The sequence below is a fragment of the Qipengyuania sp. YIM B01966 genome (assembly GCF_016461955.1).
GTDB lineage: Bacteria > Pseudomonadota > Alphaproteobacteria > Sphingomonadales > Sphingomonadaceae > QFOP01.
In genome coordinates, this window is record NZ_JADMNM010000001.1 from 291,407 (window position 1) to 316,352 (window position 24,946).

Consider the following 24,946-nt stretch of genomic DNA (forward strand, 5'->3'; position numbering starts at 1 on the left):
GGCGGGCATGAGCAAGGCAGGAACAGTCTATCTCGTCGGAGCTGGCCCCGGCGCGGCCGACCTGCTGACCGTGCGCGCGGCACGCCTGATCGCGGCAGCGCAAGTGATCGTGCATGACGGGCTGGTTGATGCCGAAGTGCTGGCGCTCGCCCCGCCTGCCGCGCGGCTGATCTCGGTCGCCAAGGCCCGCGCGCGCCACACCATGCCGCAGGATGCGATCAATGCGCTGCTGGTGGCCGAAGCGCGCGCCGGGCGCGACGTGATCCGGCTGAAAGGCGGCGACCCGCTGATCTTCGGACGCGGCGGTGAAGAGGCCGAGGCCTGCCGCGCCGCCGGCATCGCGGTCGAAATTGTGCCCGGCATCAGCGCCGCCAATGGCGCAGCCGCCGCCGCACAGATCGCGCTGACCCACCGCGAGGCGTCGAGCATCGTCAGCTTCGTCGCCGGGCAATGTAGGGGGTTGGCCGAGCAGAACTGGGCCGGCCTTGCCGGTAAGGGCCGCACACTGGTGATCTACATGGGTGTCGCCACCGCGCCGCAGATCGCCGAAAAGCTGATGGCCGACGGGCTCGCCCCCGATCTGCCGGTAGCGGTGATCGAAAACGGCGCGCGCCTGCAAATGCGCGTGTTGCGCGGGGTTCTGGCGGGCCTGCCCGACCTGGTGGCGCGCGAGGCTGTCGTCAGCCCGGCGCTGATCGTCATCGGCGAAGTCACGGCGCGGGAAGACGCAACGCTTTCCGCGCTGGCGCTGGAGGCCGCGCGATGAAGCTCTTGACCGGCAACGATTTGCGAACCGGTGCGGTGATCTGGTGGACCGGTAGCAACTGGTCGCCCCATGTCGCCGAGGCCGCCGATATCGGCAGCGCGGGTGAGGAGATTGCCGCCCGCGAGGAAGCCGCCCGCCGCGTCGTTGCGCCCTATCTGATCGATGGCGAGCGCGGGCCCGATGGCAGCGTGCGGCCCGGCCATATCAAGGACCGCATCCGCGCGCTTGGTCCCACCGTGCGCCCCGATCTGACGCTGAAACCGGCTGACCCTGCCGCCGGCAATTGGGTGATCTGATGTACGCTTATGACCAATACGATCAGGCGATGGTCGATGCCCGTGTGGCAGAATTCCGCGACCAGGTCGCCCGCCGTCTCGACGGGCGGTTGAGCGAGGACCAGTTCAAGCCGCTGCGGCTGATGAACGGGCTCTATCTGCAACTGCACGCCTATATGCTGCGCGTGGCGATCCCTTACGGCACGCTCAACGCGCGGCAGATGCGCGCGCTGGCCGACATCGCCGAACAGTACGACCGGGGCTACGGCCATTTCACCACGCGGCAGAACATCCAGTACAACTGGATCAAGCTGGCCGACGCGCCCGATATCCTGGCTGACCTCGCCCGGGTCGAGATGCACGCCATCCAGACCAGCGGCAATTGCATCCGCAATATCAGCGCCGATCATCTCGCGGGTGCCGCGGCTGACGAGGTGTGCGACCCGCGCCCCTATGCCGAATTGCTGCGCCAATGGTCGAGCTTCCATCCCGAATTCAGCGCCCTGCCGCGCAAGTTCAAGATCGCAGTGATCGCCAGCGAGGCAGACCGCGCGGCGATGCGGCTGCACGATATCGGTATCCGCATGGTGGAGCGCGAAGGCACGCTTGGCGCGCAATTCTATGTTGGTGGCGGGATGGGCCGCACGCCGATGATCGCGCCGCTGATCCGCGACTTCGTGCCGGTGGATCAGTTCATCACCTATGCCGAGGCGTGCCTCAGGGTGTATAATCGGCACGGTCGGCGCGACAACAAGTACAAGGCGCGGATCAAGATCCTCGTCCATGAACTCGGCGCGGATGAATATCGCCGTCAGGTCGAGGAGGAATTCGCGCACCTGCTGACGCTCGGGATCGAACCCCCGCGGGCTGAGCTTGAGCGGATCAAGGCGCATTTCGGGCCGCCCATCCACGCCGAATTGCCACCTCTTACCGCGCAGGCCGGGCCAAGCGATCCCGCTGCCTTTGCCGAATGGCGCGCCGCCAATGTGCTGCCGCACAAGCTGCCCGGCCATGTCGCGGCGGTGATCAGTCTGAAGCCGATTGGCGGCATTCCCGGCGATGCCACCGCCGAACAGATGCGCGTGATCGCTGACTGTGCCGCGCTCTATTCGGCGGATGAATGCCGCGTGATGCACACGCAGAATATTCTCCTGCCCCATGTCCGCGAGGCCGATCTGCCGGCGCTGTATGCCCGGCTGGCGGACGCCGGCCTCGCCACCGCCAATCTCGATCAGGTGGGCGACATCATCGCCTGCCCGGGTCTTGATTATTGCAGCCTCGCCAATGCCCGCTCGATCCCGGTGGCGCAGAAGATTTCGCAGCGCTTTGCCGCCAGCGGCAAGGGCGCGGCGCTGGGCGAACTGAAGCTCAAGATTTCCGGCTGCATCAATGCCTGCGGGCATCACCATGCGGGCCATATCGGCATTCTCGGCGTCGACCGGAAAGGCACCGAGAATTACCAGCTGCTGCTCGGCGGCAGCGAGGCGGAGGATGCCGCGCTCGGCAAGATCACCGGCCCCGGTTTTGACGAGGACGGCATTGTCGATGCCGTGGAAACGGTCGCCGACCTCTATCTCGCCCGGCGCGAAGCGGGCGAACGCTTCCTCGACACCTATCGCCGGCTGGGCATGGAGCCGTTCAAGGAGGCGCTTTATGGCTGAGCTGCTGCGTTTCCGGGATGACGAGCCGGTCGATCATCCGGCCGTCACCGTCGATGCCTTTGGCGGCCAAGCCAACGCGGCCGCCGTCCGGGTCGAGCCGGGCGACGATGCCCGCGCGCTAATCCCGCATCTGGCGCATATCCGGCTGGTCGAGGTGAACTTCCCGGCCTTCACCGACGGGCGCGGCTATTCGGCGGCGCGGATTTTGCGCGAAGCGGGCTATACCGGCGAATTGCGCGCGGTGGGCGACGTGCTGGTCGATCAACTCGCCTTCATGCGGCGCTGCGGGTTTGACGCGTTCGAGCCGGACCAGCCATTTGACGATGGCGAGGTGCGCGCCGCGATGTCACGGTTTCCGCACGCCTATCAGCCCGCCGCCGCTGGGGCGCAGCCGATCTGGGTGCTGCGCCATCCGCCCGCCAATGGCTGACGCCGACCCCGCCCGCCTGCGCGACCGGATCGACACGGGACGGCGCTTCGGCGAGGCTGATGCGATCCGTTTCAACCGCATGTTTCGCGGCACCGACACCACCGAACTGCTGAGCGCCCTGCTGGTGGACAAGGTCGCCGGCGAGGTTGCGCTGGTATCCAGCTTCGGCGCGGAAAGCGCGGTGCTGCTGCATCTGGTCGCCAGCGCCGCCCCGAAGACGCCGGTCCTATTTCTCGATACCGGAAAGCATTTTCCCGAAACGCTGGCCTATCGCGAACTGCTGACCGGGCGGCTTGGATTGACCAATGTAATCGTGCTGACGCCCGATCCGGCCGATCTGGTTGCGCGCGATGCCAGCGGGCTGCGCTGGTCCTATGATCCCGATGGCTGCTGCGAATTGCGCAAGGTCCGCCCGCTCGCGCCCGCCCTCGCGGGTTATGCCGCGACATTGACCGGGCGCAAGGCGTTCCAGAATGTCGAGCGAGCGACCCTTCCCCGCTTCGAAATCGACCGCAGCGACGCGGTTGGACGGTTGAAGATCAATCCGCTGATCGACTGGACACCGGACGATCTGGCCGACTGGATCGTCCGCCACGATCTGCCACCGCATCCGCTGGTCGCGGCGGGCTTTCCCTCGATCGGCTGCGCGCCCTGCACACATCAGGTGGCACCGGGCGAAGACCCGCGCTCGGGCCGGTGGAAGGGCTGGGACAAGACCGAATGCGGCATTCATGGCGGCGATCCGGCGGGCGATCTGCCGCCCGGCTTCGAGCCGGCGTTCTAACCTAGAGCCAGCCTGCCTCGCGATACCACGCGGCGGTTTCCCGGAGCCCGTCGCGCAGGCCGATTTGCGGGCGCCACAGTTCAGCCGGCACGGCGCGCGCGGGGCTGGCCACCCAGTCGGGGTGGCACATATAGCCCACGCGGTCGGCAGTCAGCTTGGCGCGGCCGCGCCGCACGATCCCGTCGATGCGCGCGGCATTGGCGAGGATGCCGGGGCTGAAATGCGGGGTCCACGGCCGGCGGCCCACCGCCCAGCCGATCGCGCGGCCCATCTCGCGGTGCGTCCAGCCGCCGGGATGGCCATCATCAGGCTCGAACACCGCGCCGGTCACGCCTTCGCCGCCGGGCACCAGCGCCAGCAGCAGACGCGCCAGATCGGCCACATGGATCAGCGATAGTCTGCCAGCGGGCGGCAAGGGCACCACGCCCCATTTCGCCGCCGAGCGGAACATCTCGAACATTTCGGCATCGTGCGGGCCGTAAATCGCCGGCGGGCGGACGATGGTCCAGTCGAGCCCGCTCGCCATGACCAGTCGCTCCGCCTTGCGTTTCGAGGCGCCATAGGCCGAAAGCTGCGGCTCGCGCGCCGAGAGCGAGGATACGAAGATGAACCGGCTGACACCGGCATCGCGCGCCGCCTCGATCAGGTTGAGCGTGCCGGTCACATTGCCGGCCTGAAATCCGGCCGCATCCGGCGCGCTGACCACGCCGGCGATATGCAGCACCGCCTCGCTCCCCTTGACCAGACGGTCAAGCGCATTGCGGTCGGCCAGATCGCCCGCCACCCAGGTCACGCCCGGTTGAGCGGCGCTGTCACGCCGGGTAAGCGCGCGCACATCGGCGCCCTGCCGCGCGGCTTCGGCCAGCACGGCCTTGCCGACGAAGCCGGTCGCCCCGGTCAGCGCCACGGTCATAGCAGCACCATTTGGTCACGGTGGACCACTGCCGAGCGCGGCGTGTAGCCGAGCGCCTGTTCCTGCCGATCGCGAGCGAGGCCGGCGATGGCGCGCAATTCGGCGGCGTCATATTCGACCAGCCCCTGCGCGATGCGCCGCCTCGCTGGATCGACGATGCCCACCGCATCGCCGCGCTGGAAACTGCCTTCGACCGTGCGGATGCCCGCCGCGAGCAGGCTCGCCCCACCCGCCAGCGCGACGGCGCAGCCCTGATCGACCTCGAGCGTGCCCGCAAGCCGCGCGCGTGCGCCGAGCCAGCCTTTATAGGCCCGCGCCTCGCCCGCGGCGGTGAACAGCGTGCCCCGACCGCCCGCCAGTGCCCGGGCGATCGGTGCGTCCGGCCGCCCGTCGATGATCGCCAGCGCGATCCCGGCGCGCCCGGCCAGTTCGGCAGCGGCGAGCTTGGCCAGCATCCCGCCCGTGCCGAGCCCGGAGCCGGAAACCGGACTGGCCATCGCCCGAACGGTATCCGTCACCTCGTCCACCACCGGCACGTGCTGTGCATCAGGCGCAGCGGGATCGGAGGTGTAGAGCCCGTCAACATCGGACAGCAGCACCACCGCATCGGCCCCGGCCGCCTGCGCCACGCGCGCCGCCAACCGGTCATTATCGCCAAAGCGGATTTCCTCGGTCGCGACCGAATCGTTTTCATTGACCACCGGCACCGCGCCCTGCGCCAGCAGCGTGCCAAAGGTAGCCGAGGCGTTAAGATAGCGGCGGCGATCTTCCAAATCGTCGAGCGTCAGCAGTAATTGCGCAGCAACCAACTCGCTGCGCGCCAGCGCCTCGGCCCAGGCCCCGGCAAGCGCGATCTGGCCGACGGCGGCAGCCGCCTGAGCATCAGCGAGGCTGGCCCGCCCGCCCTGCGGCAGCCCCAGCCGCGCCGCGCCGAGAGCAATCGCGCCTGACGAGACGACGACAAGGTCCTGCCCGCCCGCACGCATCGCCGCCAGTTCCGCCGCCAGCGCGTCGAGCCACCCGGCCCGCAACACCCCGCCTTCGACCAGCAGCGCCGAGCCGACCTTGACCACCAGCCGGCGCGCCGTGCTGATCGGCGCCAGATGCGCTGCTGCCACAGAGCTCACCGGATCAGAGCGGCGACCATTCGCCGTCGCCATCCTCGATCGTCTCCTGCTCTTCGCCGCCCGTTTCGGTGTTCGTCCGGTCGGGCAGGTGGCGCAGCACGGCATCAAGGAGCTGTTCCACCCCCGCGCCAGTGGCACCTGACACGGCAAACACCTCGGTCGCGCCGGCTTCGAGCAATTCTTCGGCAAAGCCTGCCACCAGTTCCGGGTCAGCCAGATCGATCTTGTTGAGCGCGACCAGCCGGGGCTTGCCCTCGAGCCCCTCGCCATAGGCGGCGAGCTCATCCTCGACCACGCGCATCGCCTCGGCCGGGTCGGTGCCGGCAATGTCGATCAGATGGATCAGCACGCGGCAGCGTTCGACATGGCCGAGGAAGCGGTCGCCGATCCCTGCGCCGTCCGCCGCGCCCTCGATTAGGCCGGGGATGTCGGCCAGCACGAATTCTCGGCCCTTGTGGCGCACCACACCCAGCTTGGGGATCAGCGTGGTAAAGGCATAATCGCCGACCTTGGCCTGCGCGTTCGAGACCTGGTTGATGAAGGTCGATTTGCCGGCATTTGGCAGCCCGACAAGGCCCGCATCGGCCAGCAGCTTCAAGCGCAGCCAGACCCACATTTCATGGCCCGGTTCGCCCGGCTGATGCTGGCGCGGCGCGCGGTTTGTGCTGGTCTTGTAACTGGCATTGCCGCGCCCGCCCATCCCGCCTTCAAGCAGCACGATGCGCTGACCGACCTCGGTGAAATCGGCCAGCACCTCCTCGCGCTCTTCATCGAGGATTTGCGTGCCGACGGGCACCTCGATCACCAGATCGTCGGCCCCGGCGCCGGTGCGGTCGCGGCCCATGCCGTGCATCCCGCGCTTGGCCTTGAAATGCTGGGTATAACGGAAATCGATCAGCGTGTTGAGGCCGGCGACCGCCTCGAACACGATGTCGCCGCCGCGCCCGCCATTGCCGCCATCGGGGCCGCCATATTCGATATACTTCTCGCGTCGGAAGCTGACGGCGCCCGGCCCCCCGGCACCGGATTTGACGAAGATCTTGGCTTGGTCGAGAAAATGCATGGCTGCGCGTTAGGCGCTTTGCCGGCGGCGCGCCACAAACTCTCTTGAGGGGAAGGATATGCTGGTGGAGCCGAGGGGGATCGAACCCCTGACCTCGTCATTGCGAACGACGCGCTCTCCCATCTGAGCTACGGCCCCGTTCCAGCACTCTCCCGCGGTGCCCGCAGGCGCCCTTTGCGGGAGCGCGCGCCTTAGCGAAAGGCGCCGCCCCTGCAAAGGGTTTTTGGCGTGATGCCGCTCAACGCGTTCCGGGCAGGGTGATGGTCGGGGTCGGCGCCGGCGTCGGCGTTGGCGTTGGCGCAGGCGCGGCACCTGCCCCGGTGCCCGGCACGAAGACAGGTTCGGCCTGGACCGGAACGACCACCACGGGCGGTGTCGGGGCGGCACCGGCGGCCGCGGCTGCTGTGGTGCCGATCACCGGCTGCGCGTCGGGATTGGTGGTCGGCACATAGACTACGGTCGGGGCCTCCATCGCCTGATGCTGGCCATAGCGCGCGTTCCAGGCTGCCAGATCAACCCGGTATTGCTCGTAAGCGCGGAAGAAGTTTTCGTACACCGCTTCGAGCTGCGGCAAGGCGCGGTCCGCGAAATTCTCGATCTCGGCGGCCGGCACGAGCGCCAGTTCGCCCGCCACGCCCGTGGCGGCATCGCAGAACGCCTCGGTAACAGGGGGCAACGCGAAGTAGTTGTAGACCTGCGTGATATACTGGTCCTGATAGGTCCGGTAACCGGCGCCGTAACGGGTGCGGAATTCACCATCCAGCGCGCGGTTCGCCTGCGCGAGCTTGGTTTTATACCGGTCGAGGAAACCGGCATAGGCCGGCAGAATGCTGGCATGCTGCGGCTTGAGGCAATTGAGCGCGGCGACATTCAACGCCGAACGCAAGTTCCATAGCCGCTGCGTGCGGCTGATCCCGGCATTGACCGTCTGGCGGATGCCGTCGGGTCCGATTTGCGGGATCAGCATGCTCGCGGTCGCCCCGCTCGGCGGCAAAGGCTGGGGCGGGATCACTACCACCGGCGGAGGGGGCGGCGGGGGCGGCGGCGGGGGCGGCGGGGTAGTGGCGCACGCGGCCAGCACGGCCAGCGCGGAGGCCACGCCGAGATTGCGGATGGTCACAGGCGATACGGTCAGGTTCATGTGGCGCGGCCCCTTGTCAACGCGTCGATACAATGTCGTGCGCCAGCTTTCGCCAGCCTTAAGCAAGACCCTGCCCTAACCGCGATGCATGGTAAAGAAAATGCCCGGGGCGCTGTGGGCGCCCCGGGCATCGGCAAAGCGATTCCAGCGTGCGATTATTCGCGGTTGCCCATGAAGCTGAGCAGGAACTGGAACATGTTGATGAAGTCGAGATACAGCGTCAGCGCGCCAAGAATGACCGCCTTGCCGGCGAATTCGGTGCCGCGCAGCATCTCGTACTGGTTCTTGAGCCGCTGCGTGTCATACGCCGTCAGCGCGGCGAACAGCAGCACGCCGATGAAGCTGATCACATACATCATGGTCGGCGATTGCAGGAAGATGTTAATCACCATCGCCACCAGCAAGCCGACCACACCCATGATCAGGAAGCTGCCAAAGCCCGACAGATCCTTCTTGGTGGTGTAGCCAAACAGGCTAAGGCCGGCGAACGCCGCCGCCGTGGCAAAAAACGTCGCCGCGATCGAACCGCCGGTGAAGACCAGGAAGATGGTCGACATCGACAGGCCCATCAGGATAGCGAAGGCCCAGTACATCAGCTGGAGCGTGCCCTTGCTGAACCGGTTGGCGCCAAAGCTCATCGCGAACACGATCGCCAGCGGCGACAATGCCACCAGCCACATCAGCGGCCCGCTGGCGAAGCTGTAGGCGAGCCCGCTCCGCGCCGTCAGCAGCGCCACGATGCCCGTCAGCAAAACGCCCGAGGCCATGTAGTTATAGATCGACAGCATATGCTGGCGCAGGCCAGCGTCGAACACGGTCCGACCGGCGACGTCGCCCGCATAACCGGGGCCGGCGCCGACACCCGTGCCCAGCCCGGTCGAGCTGCGCGGATTGTCGTTCCAGTCTGCCATGTTGATACCTACTCCTCAATCCGGCGCGGATTGTCGCGCCCCACAGCGGGAATATCGGTTTTCGTGGCGATGATTTCAAGGAAAACCGGAAATGTTCAGTCCGATTTTGCGGCCGCTTCGCACAGCGCCGTCGCCCGTGCCTTACTGGCGCTGAGCGTTTGCGCCAGCAGCAGCTCGAGCGCGCGCTCCTGGTCGAGGACATCGAGGCCGGCACGGGTCATGCCGCCGGCGCTCGCCACGCGGTCCGCCAGCTGCGCCGGCGACTGCTCCGCCGCTTCGGCGAGCGCAGCGCCGCCTGCCACCGCCTGCAACGCCAGCCGGGCGGCGAGCGCCCCATCGAGCCCCTCGGCCTCGGCTGCGGCGCCCAGCGCGTCGATGAAGCGATAGAGGAACGCCGGCCCGCAGCCAGCGACCGCCGTGGCGAGGTCGAACTGGCGCTCGTCAGCCAGCCATTCGGCGCTGCCGATCATCCGGGCGAGCCCGTCGATCTGGGCCCGCTGCGCCGCCGTCAGCCCGGTTGCGGCGAGCAGGTTGGCCGACTTGCCTCGCGCTGCGGCGAGGTTGGGCATCCAGCGCACCCAGCCTGATGCGCTCGGCAACGCGCGCTCGAGGCTCGCCAGATCGACCCCGGCGAGCAGCGACAGCACGACGCTGCCCCGCCCTGCCGCCGCGTCCACCTGGTCGGCCACAGCGCCGAGCAATTGCGGCTTGATTCCCAGCAGCACGTAGTCGAACCGCTGATGCGGCAGTTGCTTGAGGAGCCGCACCCCTTGTGGCACCGGTTTGGCGCGCGGATTATAGGCGGTGATGGCCGTTGGCGGCATCCCGGCGGCCAGCCAGCCATCGACCATCGCGCCCGCCATCGTGCCATAACCGAAGACGAGGAAGGTCGGCGCATGTCCCGTCACGCCGGGCTCATGCCTCGCCGGCAGCGTCGATCAGCGCGGCATCAAGCGCCTCGCGCGCTTCCTTCCCGCCCCACAGAACGAACTGGAAAGCGGGGTAGAACCGGTCGCATTCATCGACGGCCGTTTCGATCAGTGCCTGTGCCTGGGCGAGGCTGAGCAGCCCGTCATCACCCAGCAGCGCGCCGTGGCGATAGACCAACACACTGCCTTCGGACCAGACGTCGAAATGGCCGAGCCACATCTGTTCATTGACCAGCGCGAGCAATTCATGCGTCACCGCCCGGCGGTCCGCCACCACGCGGATGTCGGGCAGACATATCACCTGCAGAACATGATCGTCCTGCCGCCAGACGCAGCGGAGCTGGTACTTGGCCCAGCTGCCCTGAACCTCGCCGGAGATTTCCTCGTTCGACACGATACGATGCGGCCAGCCGCGCGCTTCGAACAGGGCGGACAGCATGTCGACCGGCGGGGCATCCCCGCCGCCCGCAGCGATCGGATCGTCCTGGATCGCTCTCATCATTCGGGTCCCGATCTGTCCATCCGCCGCTGATGCATGGTGTATGCCGGGGCAAGCAATCGCCACACACGAGACGCTTGGGGAGAACTGAACTGGCCTGTTCAAAGCCTGTGCAGAACTTGCCCCCGCGAGTCACAGTCTATTGAATAGGCGTCACTTCCTCGCCTGCGCTGCTGGTAAAGACCAGCGTGTCGAGCTGCTTTTCCTTGAGTGCAGTGACGGCAGCCCGCGCGGCGGCGGCGCTGTCGAACGGCCCCGCGAGTAATCGCGACCGGTCGCCCCAGGCGGCGACATGGCCGCGCTTACCCTGCAGCGTATCGCCGGCCTGACGCGCAATTCGCCGCCAGTCGAAGCGGAGCGCATCGCGGTCGCGGCCGGTGGCGACCTGGACCCAGATGCGGCTCGGATGGGCCGGCGCTGCCGGGCGCGCAGCGGGGGTGGCGCGGGACGGTGTGGGCGCGGCGGCGGCGGCGCGCTGGGGGGGCGCAGGCCGGTTTGCCCCACGCGGCGCGTCTTGAGGCGCGGGGGTCGCTGCCGGAGCCGGAGTGGCCGTTGCAGGCCGTTCGCGCGGCGGTGTGATCGTGGTGATATCGATCCCCTCTGCGGCTTGCGGCGCCGGCCGAGACGGCGGTTGCAGCGCGAACTCGGCAAACGCTTCGGACAGGCTTGGCTCGTCGGCCGCCGACGTTGCCGGCACCACGGGCGGCGCTGGCAGCACAGGATTTGCCGGTCCGCTATCGGTGCGCGAAGGGAGGATGATTGCCGGAGCAGCGGGCGGCAACTCCGCGCGGGCAAGCTGCGCGGAACTGGCCGAGGCAGCGTTAACCGATGCAGCACTCGCAGGCGCCGGATCGGGCAACACGATGGTCTGGGCCGGTTCCCGCGCAACCGGTGCCGGCTGCTGAACGGCGGGTGGTGACACCTGCGCCATTACCGGAGCCGGGGGCGCCGCGTTGGTCGGTGCCGCGGCCGTCCGAGGGACAGCAGCGGCCGATGCGCGCTGCCGCTCCTCGCGCGCGGCGCGAGCGGCCGCCTGCCTTTCGCGTAGATCGAGCGAGCCGGTCCGCCGGTCGAAAGTTGGGCGCGTGGGCGCAGCTGCGCGGGCCGGCGCTGGCCGGGCTGCCTGCACCTGCCGGGCAGCTTGGCTGGCGGCGACGGCGCGGGCGCCCAGCGGCTCGCCCGCCGGCGCCAGTCGGGCCCCCGCCTCGCCCGCAACCGGGGACGCTGCCGCGACACGCGGAGGCGCGGGGCCGCGGGCCGGCGGCGCATAGGCGGCGAGCGCGGGATCGTCGCGACCGATCTGCGCAGCGCGCGGGAAAATGCCGAGATTGGCCGCCGCCGCCTGCTGCGCGCGTGTCAGGCGCGGCATATAGCGCAGATACGGCGTCACCCGCCCGGCCGTTTCGCGCGGCAGCATCGCTTCGGCAATGCGCACCGCCTCGCGCTCCTCGCCCAGGATCGCAAGGCCGAAGGCGCGCGTGCGATAGGCGGCTGGGTCCTGCCGCTGCAACAGCGGCAGTAAAGTCCGCTCGAACCCGGCCTTGTCGCCGGCGATCGCCTGGCTAATCGCCATCCGCCGCGCGGCTTCGTCGTCCGTAGAGCTCAGCGCCGCGCGATAAGCGGCCTGCGCGCGGGCATTATCGCCCACAAGGTCGTAGGCAAGCCCGCGATCCTTGGCGCCCACTGCGCTGCCCGTAGCCCCGGCGCGGTCTGCTTCCTCATACAGGCGCAGCGCCTCCACCGGTCGGCCCGAACGGACATAGGCCCCGGCAAGACCGAGCTTGACCCGCGGATCGGCCGGGGCAAGCTGCTGGGCGCGGCCGTAGAACCCGATCGCCGCCGCTATATCACCTACGCCCATCGCGCCATTTCCGGCATCGACAAGCGCATCGAGATCGCGCGGATTGCGCGCCAGTCGGCGAAGCGCGCTGCTGAGATCGCCGCTGGCTGCCGAAGGCAATTGCTGGACAACCGGGCGCTGAACAACGGGCGCTGTCGGCCCCTGCTGGGCTTGGGCGGGAGCCGCCCATGCTCCACCCAGCAGGAGGCTCGCCAGAAGCGCAACGCGCCTGCGGCACGGGGCCGCTCGGGCCATCCGATCCTGCCGTCGCTGCATCACCCGCTCCATCGTCAACCGCATCGCAGCCCGCTCTAAGCCCCGCGGCTGAACATGGCGCGAACAGCCACGGGCAGGCGAGCCGCCCTACTGATTGTTCTGCCGGCCCAGGAAGCGCGGGATCGACAGCGACGAACCATCGTCGCCGTCATCATCGTCTTCGTTCTGGCTACGGGCCGAACCGCGCGAGAGATTGGCCATTCGTTCGAACAGCGTGCTGCCCGAAGCCGGAGCGGGTCGCTCGGCCGGCGCCGAGCCTGCCGGCGGCGCGGACTGCGGCGCCTGGGCGGGGGGCATTGGCGGAATGCCTTGGCTTGCGCCGGCCGCGTCGAGATCGTCACCCGACAGCAGGCCACGCCGGCGGCCACCGCCGAGCGATGCACCGAGCGGGCGATCATCGGCCGCCAGCCGGTCGGCATCGCGCAGCAGATCGTCCTGATGGCTGGCAGGCGGCGGCGCGGGCGGGGTAGCTGGCTCGGCTGCGTCGGCATAATCGGCCGCCGTCAGATCGAACGGTTCGTGGTCAATGGCTTGGTCCGCAAGCTCATCTTCGTCGCGGCGCAGGCCGGCGAGCGGATCGACGATGCCGTCGACATCGCCTTCCTCATCAGGACTTTCATCGGACTCGTCGCCATAGGATGCAGCGGCGGCATAGGGATCGGGCGTTTGCGGGGTTGGCGTGAACTGGGCCGGCTCGTCGGCCAGATCAAATTGATCCGCTTCACTGAGGCCGAGCGGCTCGTCAGCCGGCTCAGCCGGCAGTTCGAGCACCGGGCGCTTGGGCGGGCGCGCCCCGCCGAGCGAGAAGCCCTGCACCCCGGCGCTGCCCTGTCGCGGCGCGTGATCGGCGCTCTGGTCGATCCCGGTGGCGACCACAGAGACGCGAATCTTGCCCTGAAGATCGGGATTGAAGGCCGAACCCCAGATGATGTTCGCGTCCTCATCCACCAATTCGCGGATGTGATTGGCGGCCTCGTCCACTTCGAGCAGCTTCATGTCCTCGCCGCCGATGATCGAGATGATCACCCCCTTGGCCCCAGCCATGCTGACTCCGTCGAGCAGCGGGTTGGCAATCGCGCGTTCGGCGGCCTCGAGCGCGCGGTTTTCGCCCTCGCCCTCGCCGGTGCCCATCATCGCCTTGCCCATTTCCTCCATCACCGAACGCACATCGGCGAAGTCGAGGTTGATGAGGCCGGGCATGACCATCAGGTCGGTGATCGAGCGCACCCCCTGCTGGAGCACCTCGTCGGCCAGCTGGAACGCTTCCTTGAACGTGGTTTCCGCCTTCGCCACCAGGAACAGGTTCTGGTTGGGGATGACGATCAGCGTATCGACGTGCTTCTGCAACTCCTCGATCCCGGCATCGGCGGCGCGCATCCGCCGGGTGCCTTCGAACAGGAACGGCTTGGTCACCACGCCGACGGTCAGCACGCCCTTGCGCCGCGCGGCCTCGGCGATGACCGGTGCCGCGCCAGTGCCGGTGCCGCCACCCATGCCGGCGGCAATGAAGCACATGTTCACGCCTTCAAGCGCATCCTCGATCTCGGACACGGTTTCTTCGGCCGCTGCCTTGCCCACTTCGGGGCGGGCGCCGGCACCAAGGCCGCCGGTGATGTCGGGGCCCAATTGGATGCGCCGTTCGGCCGCCGCATTGCTGAGCGCCTGTGCGTCGGTGTTGGCGACGATGAAATCGACGCCTTCGATTTGGGCGTCGATCATGTTGGCGATGGCGTTGCCGCCCGCGCCGCCAACGCCGATCACGGTGATGCGGGGGCGCATATCGTCATGCGCGACAGGGCCGATAGTGATGCTCATGCGTGTTTCCCTTCAGGGAGCAAATCGTCAAGGATGGTTAGCGCCATAGTGACACAAAGCGAATCGCGCTGGCAAAGAACTTGTGTCCTTTTCCACAAGAGGGCGGGGGCGATGCAGGCGATCAGAAGTAATTCCGCGCCGCGTGCCACATCCGGCTGACCAGCTGCAGCCCTCCGGGCCGTGTGGTCATGGTATGGCGCGGCCCCAGCGAGCGCAGGTCGACAGGATCGTCAGCGGCATAGAGGCACAGGCCCGCCAGCGTAGCAAAGCCGGGATGGGCATGCGCTTCGGGCAGGCCGCGCAGCACGGGCGGCTTGCCGATCCGAACGGGCCGGCCAAGCGCGCCTTGGGCGAACTCGGCAAACCCGGCGAGCTCGGCCCCGCCGCCGGTCAGCACCACCTGGCCGCCCTGCGCGCCGGTGAAGCCCATATCCTTCAGCGCCTTCCCCACCCGGTCGGTAATCCGGGCGAGCTGTTCGGTGACGACTGCCACCAGCGCCGCGCGCGGAATGCGGTTCTGATCGTCCGCCCCGCGCGCCAGCGGGCTGGCGCCGCCATCGTCGCCGGGGCTGTTGACTGCGACCATTTCGCGGTGATCGGTCGGGCTGGCAATGGCCGACCCGGCCACGCATTTCAGCCGCTCGGCCTGATAGCGGCGGATGCCGAAAGCGCTGGCGATCGCGTCGGTAATGTCGTTCGAACCGTACGGCACTGCGCTGAGGCCGAGCAGCATCCCGCCGGCATGGACCGAGACGTTGGTGACATCCCCGCCCATCTCGATCAGCGCGACGCCCAATTCGCGCTCCTCCGGCGTCAGGCAGGCATGGGCGGTGGCGATGGGCGCGGCGACCACCGCCTCGACATCGAGATGCGCGTTCTGCACCGCCTCGATCAGGTTCCGCACCGGGGCGCCATCGGCCAGCATCACGTGGATATCGACGCCGAGCATTTCGGCGTGCAGGCCCTTGGGATTGGCGACCCCGTGTGCACCGTCGAGCGTGTAATGCGCCGGCTGCGCGTGTAGCACCATCCGCCCGTCGGGCTGGACGGTCTCGCGCGCGGCGAGCAGCAATTGCTCGATATCGTCATCCTCGATCCGCCGGCCGCCAATGTCGATCTCGACATGGGCGGTGCGACTGGCGAGGCCCGCGCCCGCGCAGCCGATCCAGACGCTCGAAATGCTGGTGCCGGCGTTCTTCTCCGCCCGCTCGACCGCATCGCGAATGGCATAGGTCGCCGCCGCCATATCGGTGACATAGCCGCGCTTGACCCCCTCCGACGCGCGGTGCCCGGAACCGAGAACGACCAGTTCGCCGGTTTCCGACACGCCCATGATCATCGCCGAGATGCGGAACGAGCCGACATTCACCGCGCCGAACACGCGGCCGATCCGGGGCAGGCCCATCAGTTGGCGCTCCCGCGTTCGGCGGCCAGCGCGCGGGCTTCGTCGGCGCGGCCGGGGATGCGCATGTAAATCCGCTCGGGCGTGCGCATATCGAAGGTTGCCACGCGCCCGCCGAGCAGGCGGTTTTGCCCGTCCAGCCGGGCGAAGGATACCAGCGCGCTGGCCGCCTCGCGCTCGCCTTCGGGGAGGGCCAGCATCTGCTTGCTGTCGAAGGTCAGGTTCCAGCGGCGATTGCCGATCCATTCGGCTTCGGTGACATGGCTTTTCAAGGCAGGCGCGGCGCCGAGCAGATCGCCCAGCCCCGCCACCTGCCGGGTCACACCCGGCCCCGACAGCACCAGCATCCCCTTGGCGTTGGCGGGCGAGATGGGTTCAAGTTCAACCCCTTCCGCATCGATCAGCACCAGCCGGCCAGGTTTGCGGACCACCGCATGCGCGGTACGCTCGACGATATCGACCGCCAGCGTATCGGGCAGGTGGCGCGAAACGCGCGCATCCTTGACCCAAGGTAGCGCCAGCAGATCGGCCCGGACCTGTTCGAGATCGACCTGCGGCATTGGCCGGTCACGCTCGCCCAGCACGCGCTCATAAACCTTCAATTCGTTCATCCGCGCAACGCCGCTGACCTTGACGCGGCGCACCTCGAACCCGGCATCGGCGGCGAGCATCGCGACCTGCTGCCCGGCCATCGCCGGCACCCCTGCAAGACTGGCGACGAACCAGGCCAGCGCGGCTGCCCCGCCAAGGATGATGGCTAGGAAGACGCCGTGCAATTGCTCGTCGGTGAAGGGCAGCGCGGATTTGGCGGTGCCGGCGGCGCGGCCGGTCTGCACTTTGACCTTGCGCGCAGTATCGGCGCGGCTGCGCGCAGCGGCCGCCCGGCGGACGCCCTTGCCCTGGCGGCGGATCGTTTCAGCCATCGCTGGCTCCTCCCAGCCGGCCATGGACGCGCAGTCCTTCGGCGACGATCATCTCGACCAGATCCTCGTAGCTGATCCCCTGCTGGCGGGCCTGTTCGGGCACCAGGCTGAGCGGGGTCATCCCAGGCTGGGTGTTGGTTTCGAGGACGAACAGCCCGGCTTCGCCCTGTTCGTCATCCCAGCGAAAATCCGTCCGGCTGGCGCCCCGGCAACCGAGCAGGCGATGCGCATCGACCGCGTATCTTTCGCACAAGGCGGCAATCGCGGGCGGAATCTGCGCGGGGCAGACGTGCTCGGTCATCCCTTCGGTATATTTGGCGTCGAAATCGTAGAACCCCGATTTGGGGACCAGTTCGGTCACCCCCAGCGCGCGCGGGCCGGCGGGCCCGTCAATCACCGCGGTCGTGAGTTCGCGCCCGCGAATATAGGGTTCGGCCAGCAGACGGGGAAATTCCTGCCACGGCCCGGCGGTATCGCGGCTGATCGGATGGCCGTAATTGCCGCCTTCGGTGATGATGGCAACGCCGACCGACGAGCCTTCATTGACAGGCTTCAGCACGTAAGGCCGCGCCAGCGGGTCGCGTTCGTAGAGGCTTTCGCTGTCGACAATCCGCCCCCCCGGCATCGGCACGCCATGCGGCACCAGCGCCTGCTTGGTCAGTTCCTTGTCGATCGCGATGACCGAGGTGGCGAGACCCGAATGGGTATAGGCAAGGCCCATCAGGTCCATCATGCCCTGCACCGTGCCATCTTCGCCCGGCACGCCATGCAGCGCGTTGAACACGATGTCGGGCGCCGTTTCCGCCAGCCGCGCGGCCACCTGCCGGTCCATATCGATGCGGGTCACGCGGTGCCCGCGCGCCTCCAGCGCCTTGGCGACCCCCTCCCCGCTCATCAGGGAGACCGGGCGCTCATTGGCCCAGCCGCCCATCAGCACGGCGACATGATAGGTGCGGGAAAGGATCTGATGCGCGTTCACGGACGGCCTACTCGCTGGATTTCCCACTCGAGCGAGATGCCCGAATGCGCCTTGACCCGGTCACGGACCATTTCGCCCAGCCGTTCGATATCGCTGCTGGTGGCGGTGCCGGTGTTGATGAGGAAATTGGTGTGCTTCTCGCTCACCTGCGCGCCGCCCAGCGTCAATCCGCGGCAGCCGGCCGCATCGACCAGCCGCCAGGCCTTGTCGCCGGGCGGGTTCTTGAAGGTGGAGCCGCCGGTCTTGGTGCGCAGCGGCTGGCTCGCCTCGCGCGCGGCGGCAATGCGGTCCATCTCCGCCCCGATCGCGGCAGGATCGCCCGGCGTGCCGCGAAAGCGCGCGCCGATCACCACCGCCCCGTCAGGCAGGTTCGAATGGCGATAGGTATAGCCAAGGTCGGCGGCTGCCAGCGTGATGCACTCGCCGTCGGGCAGCACCACCTCGCAATCGACCAGCACATCGGCCACCTCGCGGCCATAGGCGCCGCCATTCATGCGGACAAAACCGCCGACGGTGCCCGGAATACCGCGCAGGAATTCAAGGCCAGAGATGCCCGCATCGCGCGCGGTGGAGGATACCAGAATGCCGCTCGCCCCGCCGCCGCATTCAACCACGCAATCCGCGCCCGCGCGCACTTGCGCGAATGCTTTGCCCAGCCGGACGACCAGCCCCGGCACCCCGCCATCGCGGACGATCAGATTGGAGCCAAGCCCCAGCGCCAAGACGGGGCATTCGCCGGCCAACTGCTCCAGCACGCTGACCAGATCGTCGCGGTCGGCCGGTTCGAACAGCCAGTCGGCGGTGCCGCCGGTCTTGAACCAGACGAGTTTCGCCAGCGAGGCGCCCGCCGTGATTGTCCCCCGCACGCCGGCCAGATTCGGGATCGCGCGCGCGCAACCCTCGACCTCGGCATAGGGGGCGCCGCCATCGTCCTCCATCGCGAAATCGCCGCGCTGATGCTCGCTCATCGGCGCGCCTCCGCGATGCCGGCGGCAAGGCCCGCCGCCCATTTGGTGATGTCGCCCGCGCCGAGGCAGACGATCATGTCGCCGGCCGCAACCTCCTGAGCCAGCCGTGCGGCGAGGTCTTCAGGCCCGGCAATCTCGGCGGCGAAGCGGTGGCCCCGGCCCCGCAGCCCCTGCGCCAAATGCGCCGCATCGGCGCCTGCGATAGGCTCTTCCCCGGCGGTATAGACGGGCGCGACATAGACGATGTCGGCATCGTTGAAGGCGCCCTGGAAATCATCCATCAGATCGCGCAGCCGGGTGAACCGGTGTGGTTGAACTACCGCGATCACCCGCCCGCGCGTCGCCTCGCGCGCGGCCGACAGTACCGCGCGGATTTCGACCGGGTGATGCGCGTAATCGTCGATGATGACCGCGCTGCCATCGCCTGCCGGCACCTCGCCGACGCGGGTAAAGCGCCGCTTGACCCCGTCAAATGCGGCAAACCCCCGGCTGATTACCTCATCCGGGCACCCCAGTTCGAGCGCGACGGCCACCGCCGCCAGCGCGTTCTGGACATTGTGGCGGCCCGGCATCGGCAGGTGGACGCCCTCGATCCGGCGGACTGAGCCGTCGCGGCTGCGGATCACCGCGTCGAAGATGTTGGCCCCGCCTTCGCTGCGGATGGCATCGCCGCGCACATCGCCCTGCGCGGAAAAGCCATAGGTGACGATCCGCCGGTCGCGCACCTGCGAGATGACCGCCTGCACCTCCGGATGGTCGATGCACAGCACCGCCGCGCCATAGAACGGCACGTTCTCGATGAACTCGACAAAGGCGCGCTTGACCCCGTCGAACGAGCCATAATGGTCGAGATGTTCAGGATCGATATTGGTGACCACCGCGATCTCGCCATCGAGCCGCAGGAAGCTGCCGTCGCTTTCGTCAGCTTCGACCACCATCCAGTCGCTATCGCCCAGCCGGGCGTTCGAACCGTACTGGTTGATGACCCCGCCATTGATCACGGTCGGATCGACGCCGCCCGCATCGAGCAGAGCGGCGATCATGCTGGTGGTGGTGGTCTTGCCATGCGTGCCGGCGACCGCGACGGTGCGCTTCAGCCGCATCAGTTCGGCCAGCATCTCGGCGCGGCGGACCACGGGGATGCGGTGGTCGAGCGCGTGGATAACCTCGGGGTTGGTACGCTTCACCGCGGTCGAAGTGACAACCACCGCCGCATCGGCGACGTTTTCCGCCCGGTGGCCGATATGCACCGCCATGCCGCGGCTGCGCAACCGTTCGACGCTCGGCCCTTCGACCATGTCCGAGCCCTGCACCTGATAGCCGAGATTGTGCATCACCTCGGCAATGCCCGACATCCCGATACCGCCAATGCCGACGAAATGGATGATCCCGATATCGGTCCCCACGCCGCGCATCACACGCTATCCCGCGCCGTGCCGAGCGCATAGCCCGCCGTCCGCTCGGCGCTGTCACCGCCCACGCGGATGACGTCCATCAGCGCATCGCCGCCGAAACTTTCGACCAGATCCGCCAGATCCTCGGTCGCACGCGGACGACCGCAATTCCACGCCCCGTGCGCCGCATTGGCCAGCGTTTGCGGATGCTGCGCCATCGCCTGAATCTGCTTGGCCAGTTCCTTGGCGGTGAAGGCCGGCTGGCGGATCATCCGCGCCCCGCCCGCCTGCACCATCTCGGCGGTGTTGGCGGCCTGATGATCGTCGGTCGCGATCGGCAGCGGCACCAGGATCGCAGGGCGCCCGGCCACCGTCAATTCGGCAATGGTCGAGGCGCCGGCGCGGCCGATGAACAGATGCGCATCGGCCAGCCGCCCGGCCATATCCTCGAAATAGGTGCCCAGTTCGGCCGGAATGTCGTGGCTGCGATACCGCTGGCGCACCGCCTCGATATCCTCGGCGCGGCATTGCTGCGTCACCTGCAACCGCGCGCGCAGGGCGGGCTGGAGCATGGCGAGGCCATCGGGCACCACTTCGGACATCACCCGCGCGCCCTGGCTGCCGCCGGTCACCAAGACGCGCAGCAACCCGTCCTCGCTGAAATGGGGATAGGGCTCGTCCCGCAGCGCCAGCACTTCGGGCCGGACCGGATTGCCGATCAGGTGGACCTTGCCCGCATGGGCTGGCTTCAATCGCCGAATCTCGGGATAGGCGGTGGCGATTGCATCGACCCGCCCGGCGAGCAGCCGGTTGACACGACCCAGCACCGCGTTCTGCTCGTGGATGACGCTCGGCACCTTGGCCGATGTCGCCGCCAGCAGCGCGGGGAGCGAGGGATAGCCGCCAAAGCCAACCACCGCGGTCGGCGCGAAGCTGTCGAACAGGCGCAGGGCCATCCGGCGGCCTTCGGCCACCGCGCGCGCGGCGGCGATCCAGCCGAGCGGATTCTTGCCGAAACGGCCCGCCGGGATGACATGGGCGGGGAGGAAATCGGGCTTGCCCGGCAATTGCGCGCCGCGCTCGTCGGTTACCAGCGCAACGTGATGGCCCCGCCGATCGAGCTCGGTCGCCAGCGCGAAGGCGGGCAGCAGATGCCCGCCGGTTCCGCCCGCGGCGAGCACGAAATGGCGGTTTGCCCCGCTCATCGCCGCACCTCGCCCGGCAGCGGTGGCAGGCGGTCCGCGATCAGCCCGGCCAGCCCACGCGCTTCGCGGTGGAGGAAGGGGTTGCGCCGGGTAATTGCCAGCAGCAACCCGACGGTCAGGCACACAGCGATGGTGGACGATCCGCCATAGCTGACCAGCGGCAGCGTCATCCCTTTGGACGGGAACAGCTGCAAATTGACGAGGATGTTGATGAACGCCTGCCCGCCGATCTGTACCGCCAGCCCGGCCCCGGCGAGGAGGGTGAACAGGTCCTCTTCCTCGGCCAGCCGCACCAGTACGCGGACCATCAGTGCAAGGTAGAGCATCACGATCAGCCCGCACACCAAGAGGCCGAATTCCTCGCCGATGACCGAAAAGATATAATCGGTATGCGCTTCGGGCAGCGCCATCTTCCGCACGCCGAGCCACAGGCCGCTGCCGGTCCACCCGCCCGCCAGCAGCGTGCGCGCGGCGAGATCGACCTGGTCAAACGCAGTGCCGCCGCCGAGGAAGCTGTCGATCCGGTGGCGCGCATTGTCGTAGAGGAAATAGGTCAGCACCACCGCGACCATCCCGCCAGCTGCCATTGCGCCCACGCGGCGCAGCGGAATGCCCGCCAGCAACAGGATCACGAACCACACGCCGGCGAACAGGATCGTGCCGCCGAAATCGGGCTGCGCCATCATCAGCCCGGCGATCAGCATCATCAACGCGGTAACGATGCCAAGCACCGGGAGCCCCGGATCGCGCATCCGCCAGCTGACGATCCAGGCCAGCAGAATGGCAAAGCCAGGCTTGAGAAACTCCGAAGGCTGAAACCGCATCCCCAGATTGATCCAGCGCTTGGCCCCGTTCACCTCGCTGCCGATCACCGGCACCAGCAGCAGGAAGCCGAGCATGGTTACGGCGAGCACGATGCCGAGCCTGCGGGCATTGTCCTTGGTCAGCATCGAAGCGCCCAGCATCACCAGGAGGCCCACTGCCTGCCAGCGGATATGCGCCCAGTAGAAATAGAGGTCGGGCAGGTCCTTGGCCGCGGTCGACAGACGTCCGGCGCTGGCGGGCGAGGCGGCCGCTACCGCCGCCGTGCCAAGCGCCATCAGCGTCAGGATCACACCGAGGAGCACGCGGTCGATTTCGCGCCACCAAATCTTCAGTTCGCTGCGCCAGGTGCTGCGATAGCGAGGGCTGCCGACCAGACGCTCGCTCCGGCGCGGGATATAGGTCGGGGCCAGGCTCATGCCGCGCGAGCTCCGGCGCACGGGTCGATGCCCGGTTCTTCGGTCAGCGCGGCGACGAACTGGCGAAAACGGTCGCCGCGCTGTTCATAATCCTTGAACTGGTCGAAACTGGCGCAGGCGGGGCTCAGCAGCACGACATCGCCCGGCACCGCCGCCGCGATCGCCTGCCGCACCGCTTCGCACAGCATTTCGGAGCGGGTCACGGGAACGCAGGGCTCGAGCAATTCGGCAAAGCGTGGTCCCGCCTCGCCGATGGTGTAGGCGGCCTTGACGTTGGCAAGATGCTGTTCGGTGGCGCCCAGCCCGTCTTCCTTGGGCAGCCCGCCGACGATCCAGTGGATGCGCGGTTGGCCGCTTTCGGGCGGATAGGCGGCGAGCGCAGGCGCGGTGCTGTCGGTGTTGGTCGCCTTACTGTCATTGACGAACAATACGCCGTCATGCGTGGCGACCCGCTCCATCCGGTGCGGCAGACCGGTGAAGGTGCGCAGAGCCTGGTCGATGACATCTGCAACGCCCAGCGCCTGCGCGACGAGGATGGCCGCAGCGGCGTTCTGTGCATTGTGCGGCCCTTGCAGCGAAGGCCAGCCAGCTTGAGCCGAGAGAAAGCTGGAATCCGGCCCGGTGGCCGGGGTGACGAGGGACGGAGAAGTATCGCCTCGCGTAAAGTCAACATGCGTGCCGCGCGACATTGCCAGCAAGCGCGCCTTGCTCGCCGCATAGGCGGCAAGACTTTCATACCGATCGAGGTGATCCGGCGTCACGTTGAGCAGCACCGCGACGTCGCAATCGAGCGAGTAGGTCAGGTCGATCTGGTAGCTCGACAGTTCGAGCACATAGACCCCGACCCCATTGGCATTTGGCGTGAGCGGCTCCTGCGCGAGGATGGGCAGGCCGATATTGCCGCCCATCGTGGTCGGCGTGCCGGCCGCGCGCAGTATGTGATGCACCAGCGCGGTGGTGGTGCTCTTGCCATTGGTGCCGGTGATGCCGACGACCTTATGCGGCGGCAGGCTGGCGCGCGCCTGCGCGAACAGTTCGATATCGCCGATCACCGGCACGCCGAAAGCGGCCGCGCGGGCGGCGATGGGGTGGGTGTTGAGCGGCACGCCGGGCGACACGACCACGCCCGCAAACCCCGTCAGGTCGATCTCCAGCGGATCGGCAATCTCGGCCCGCCCCGCGAAAGCGGTGCGCGGCGCTTCGTTGCGGTCCCACACGGTGACGCCGGCCCCGCTCGCCAGCAAGGCGTCGGCCGCGGCGATACCCGAGCGGGCGAGGCCCAGGACGGCATAGCGTTTGCCGGCAAAGGCGGGGCTGGTGATCACCGGACCTTCAACGTGGCAAGGCCGATCAGCGCCAGCACGATCGAGATGATCCAGAACCGGACGACCACGGTCGATTCCTTCCACCCCTTCTGCTCGAAATGGTGGTGGATCGGGGCCATCAGGAAAATCCGCCGCCCGGTCCGCTTGAACCAGAACACCTGGATGATCACCGACAGCGCCTCGGCCACGAACAGCCCGCCAACGATGGCGAGCACAATCTCGTGCTGCGTCGCCACCGCAATCGCACCCAGCGCCCCGCCCAAGGCTAGGCTGCCGGTATCGCCCATGAACACGGCGGCGGGCGGTGCATTGAACCAAAGGAAGGCAAGGCACGCGCCCATGATACCCGCGCACAGGATCGCCAGCTCGCCCGCGGTCGGCACGTGCGGAATGCCGAGATAGGCGGAAAAGTCCGCTCGCCCGACCAGATAGGCGATCAGCGCAAAGGTGCCGGCAGCGATAATCACCGGCATAGTCGCCAGCCCGTCCAACCCGTCGGTCAGATTGACCGCATTACCCGCGCCAACCATCACCACGGCGGCAAACAGGTAATAGAACAGCCCCAGCTCGATCCCCCGTCCCGAGAAGAACGGCACGTAGAGGAAAGTGTTCGTCTCGCCCACGATCAGCCAGGCGGCCACCCCGGCGACGACAAATTCCAGCAGCAACCGGACCTTGCCCGACACACCGCGATGGCTCTTCTTCGTTACCTTGTCGAAATCGTCCATGAAGCCGATCGCGCCAAAACCCAGCGTAACCAGCAGGCACGCCCAGACGATCGGGCTGCGCGGGTCCATCCACAGGACCATCGCGAGCGCCAGCGCGACGAGGATCATCAGCCCGCCCATGGTCGGCGTGCCGACCTTGGCGAGATGTGTCTGTGGTCCATCCTCGCGGATCGGCTGCCCCTTGCCCTGCCGCACACGCAGCATGTTGATGAAGCGCGGCCCGATGAACATGCCGATGAACAGCGCCGTCAGCAGGGTCGCGCCCGCGCGGAAGGTCTGGTAGCGGACGAGGTTGAAGAGCCCCTCGAAATTCAGCCACTCGGCGAGAAGATAGAGCATCAAGCCTTCCCG

At 67.9% G+C, this 24,946-nt stretch carries 23 protein-coding genes and 1 tRNA gene; 5 read left to right on the forward strand and 19 right to left on the reverse strand.

What is annotated here, in order from left to right; genetic code table 11:
* The first annotated feature begins 7 nt into the window (after window positions 1-7).
* Genes cobA through ILT46_RS01550 form a run of 5 tightly spaced genes read left to right on the forward strand, consistent with a single transcriptional unit; the run spans window position 8 to window position 3,916 of the window.
* Window positions 8-766 carry a uroporphyrinogen-III C-methyltransferase gene (gene cobA / locus ILT46_RS01530; RefSeq protein WP_199502856.1) on the forward strand — a complete coding sequence of 253 codons (759 nt, stop codon included), beginning with the start codon at window positions 8-10 and terminating at the stop codon, window positions 764-766.
* Entirely contained in the window at window positions 763-1,062 is a 300-nt protein-coding gene (locus ILT46_RS01535) for a DUF2849 domain-containing protein (RefSeq protein ID WP_199502857.1), read from the forward strand. Before cobA ends, ILT46_RS01535 begins: the two co-directional genes overlap by 4 nt.
* On the forward strand, window positions 1,062-2,702 hold the full coding sequence (locus ILT46_RS01540; protein WP_199502858.1) for a nitrite/sulfite reductase: 1,641 nt from the start codon (window positions 1,062-1,064) through the stop codon (window positions 2,700-2,702). The genes ILT46_RS01535 and ILT46_RS01540 overlap by 1 nt, the downstream gene beginning before the upstream one ends.
* Window positions 2,695-3,132, forward strand: a complete 438-nt coding sequence (locus ILT46_RS01545; protein WP_199502859.1) for a DUF934 domain-containing protein — start codon at window positions 2,695-2,697, stop codon at window positions 3,130-3,132. Before ILT46_RS01540 ends, ILT46_RS01545 begins: the two co-directional genes overlap by 8 nt.
* Window positions 3,125-3,916, forward strand: a complete 792-nt coding sequence (locus tag ILT46_RS01550; RefSeq protein ID WP_199502860.1) for a phosphoadenylyl-sulfate reductase — start codon at window positions 3,125-3,127, stop codon at window positions 3,914-3,916. Before ILT46_RS01545 ends, ILT46_RS01550 begins: the two co-directional genes overlap by 8 nt.
* 1 nt (window position 3,917) lies before the next feature.
* On the opposite strand, the gene ILT46_RS01555 is transcribed toward ILT46_RS01550, so the two are convergent.
* The 19 genes from ILT46_RS01555 to mraY all read right to left on the reverse strand — a co-directional run bounded on the left by ILT46_RS01555 (window position 3,918) and on the right by mraY (window position 24,934).
* Window positions 3,918-4,829, reverse strand: a complete 912-nt coding sequence (locus ILT46_RS01555; protein WP_199502861.1) for an NAD-dependent epimerase/dehydratase family protein — start codon at window positions 4,827-4,829, stop codon at window positions 3,918-3,920.
* The gene (gene proB / locus ILT46_RS01560) at window positions 4,826-5,989 is read right to left on the reverse strand and encodes a glutamate 5-kinase (protein ID WP_199502862.1); all 1,164 of its coding nucleotides are present in this window, start codon (window positions 5,987-5,989) and stop codon (window positions 4,826-4,828) included. Before proB ends, ILT46_RS01555 begins: the two co-directional genes overlap by 4 nt.
* Entirely contained in the window at window positions 5,961-7,019 is a 1,059-nt protein-coding gene (obgE, locus tag ILT46_RS01565) for a GTPase ObgE (RefSeq protein ID WP_199502863.1), read from the reverse strand. Before obgE ends, proB begins: the two co-directional genes overlap by 29 nt.
* Before the next feature lie 62 nt (window positions 7,020-7,081).
* Window positions 7,082-7,157, reverse strand: a tRNA-Ala gene (locus tag ILT46_RS01570).
* A 100-nt stretch (window positions 7,158-7,257) separates the two neighbouring features.
* Window positions 7,258-8,160 carry a hypothetical protein gene (locus tag ILT46_RS01575; RefSeq protein WP_199502864.1) on the reverse strand — a complete coding sequence of 301 codons (903 nt, stop codon included), beginning with the start codon at window positions 8,158-8,160 and terminating at the stop codon, window positions 7,258-7,260.
* 155 nt (window positions 8,161-8,315) lie between these two features.
* Entirely contained in the window at window positions 8,316-9,071 is a 756-nt protein-coding gene (locus ILT46_RS01580) for a Bax inhibitor-1/YccA family protein (RefSeq protein WP_199502865.1), read from the reverse strand.
* Between the two features lie 95 nt (window positions 9,072-9,166).
* Window positions 9,167-9,979 (reverse strand): pyrroline-5-carboxylate reductase family protein, encoded by an 813-nt coding sequence (locus ILT46_RS01585; protein WP_370592280.1) that lies wholly within the window; start codon window positions 9,977-9,979, stop codon window positions 9,167-9,169.
* A gap of 7 nt (window positions 9,980-9,986) precedes the next feature.
* Window positions 9,987-10,502, reverse strand: coding sequence for a YbjN domain-containing protein (locus ILT46_RS01590; RefSeq protein WP_370592281.1), 516 nt, complete (start codon window positions 10,500-10,502; stop codon window positions 9,987-9,989).
* A 136-nt stretch (window positions 10,503-10,638) separates the two neighbouring features.
* Window positions 10,639-12,639 carry a tetratricopeptide repeat protein gene (locus ILT46_RS01595; RefSeq protein ID WP_199502866.1) on the reverse strand — a complete coding sequence of 667 codons (2,001 nt, stop codon included), beginning with the start codon at window positions 12,637-12,639 and terminating at the stop codon, window positions 10,639-10,641.
* Window positions 12,640-12,702: 63 nt separating this feature from the next.
* Complete coding sequence (ftsZ, locus tag ILT46_RS01600) at window positions 12,703-14,430, reverse strand: cell division protein FtsZ (RefSeq protein ID WP_199502867.1); 1,728 nt, start codon at window positions 14,428-14,430, stop codon at window positions 12,703-12,705.
* 121 nt (window positions 14,431-14,551) lie between these two features.
* On the reverse strand, window positions 14,552-15,835 hold the full coding sequence (gene ftsA / locus ILT46_RS01605) for a cell division protein FtsA (protein WP_199502868.1): 1,284 nt from the start codon (window positions 15,833-15,835) through the stop codon (window positions 14,552-14,554).
* Window positions 15,835-16,755, reverse strand: coding sequence for a cell division protein FtsQ/DivIB (locus tag ILT46_RS01610; RefSeq protein ID WP_199502869.1), 921 nt, complete (start codon window positions 16,753-16,755; stop codon window positions 15,835-15,837). The genes ftsA and ILT46_RS01610 overlap by 1 nt, the downstream gene beginning before the upstream one ends.
* Window positions 16,748-17,734 (reverse strand): D-alanine--D-alanine ligase, encoded by a 987-nt coding sequence (locus tag ILT46_RS01615; protein WP_370592282.1) that lies wholly within the window; start codon window positions 17,732-17,734, stop codon window positions 16,748-16,750. Before ILT46_RS01615 ends, ILT46_RS01610 begins: the two co-directional genes overlap by 8 nt.
* Window positions 17,731-18,672, reverse strand: coding sequence for a UDP-N-acetylmuramate dehydrogenase (gene murB / locus ILT46_RS01620; protein WP_370592303.1), 942 nt, complete (start codon window positions 18,670-18,672; stop codon window positions 17,731-17,733). The genes ILT46_RS01615 and murB overlap by 4 nt, the downstream gene beginning before the upstream one ends.
* A gap of 26 nt (window positions 18,673-18,698) precedes the next feature.
* The gene (murC, locus tag ILT46_RS01625) at window positions 18,699-20,117 is read right to left on the reverse strand and encodes a UDP-N-acetylmuramate--L-alanine ligase (RefSeq protein WP_199502871.1); all 1,419 of its coding nucleotides are present in this window, start codon (window positions 20,115-20,117) and stop codon (window positions 18,699-18,701) included.
* Entirely contained in the window at window positions 20,117-21,301 is a 1,185-nt protein-coding gene (gene murG, locus ILT46_RS01630) for an undecaprenyldiphospho-muramoylpentapeptide beta-N-acetylglucosaminyltransferase (RefSeq protein WP_199502872.1), read from the reverse strand. The genes murC and murG overlap by 1 nt, the downstream gene beginning before the upstream one ends.
* Window positions 21,298-22,542 (reverse strand): FtsW/RodA/SpoVE family cell cycle protein, encoded by a 1,245-nt coding sequence (locus ILT46_RS01635; RefSeq protein ID WP_199502873.1) that lies wholly within the window; start codon window positions 22,540-22,542, stop codon window positions 21,298-21,300. Before ILT46_RS01635 ends, murG begins: the two co-directional genes overlap by 4 nt.
* The gene (gene murD / locus ILT46_RS01640) at window positions 22,539-23,867 is read right to left on the reverse strand and encodes a UDP-N-acetylmuramoyl-L-alanine--D-glutamate ligase (protein WP_199502874.1); all 1,329 of its coding nucleotides are present in this window, start codon (window positions 23,865-23,867) and stop codon (window positions 22,539-22,541) included. Before murD ends, ILT46_RS01635 begins: the two co-directional genes overlap by 4 nt.
* The gene (mraY, locus tag ILT46_RS01645) at window positions 23,864-24,934 is read right to left on the reverse strand and encodes a phospho-N-acetylmuramoyl-pentapeptide-transferase (RefSeq protein WP_199502875.1); all 1,071 of its coding nucleotides are present in this window, start codon (window positions 24,932-24,934) and stop codon (window positions 23,864-23,866) included. Before mraY ends, murD begins: the two co-directional genes overlap by 4 nt.
* Window positions 24,935-24,946: the final 12 nt, after the last annotated feature.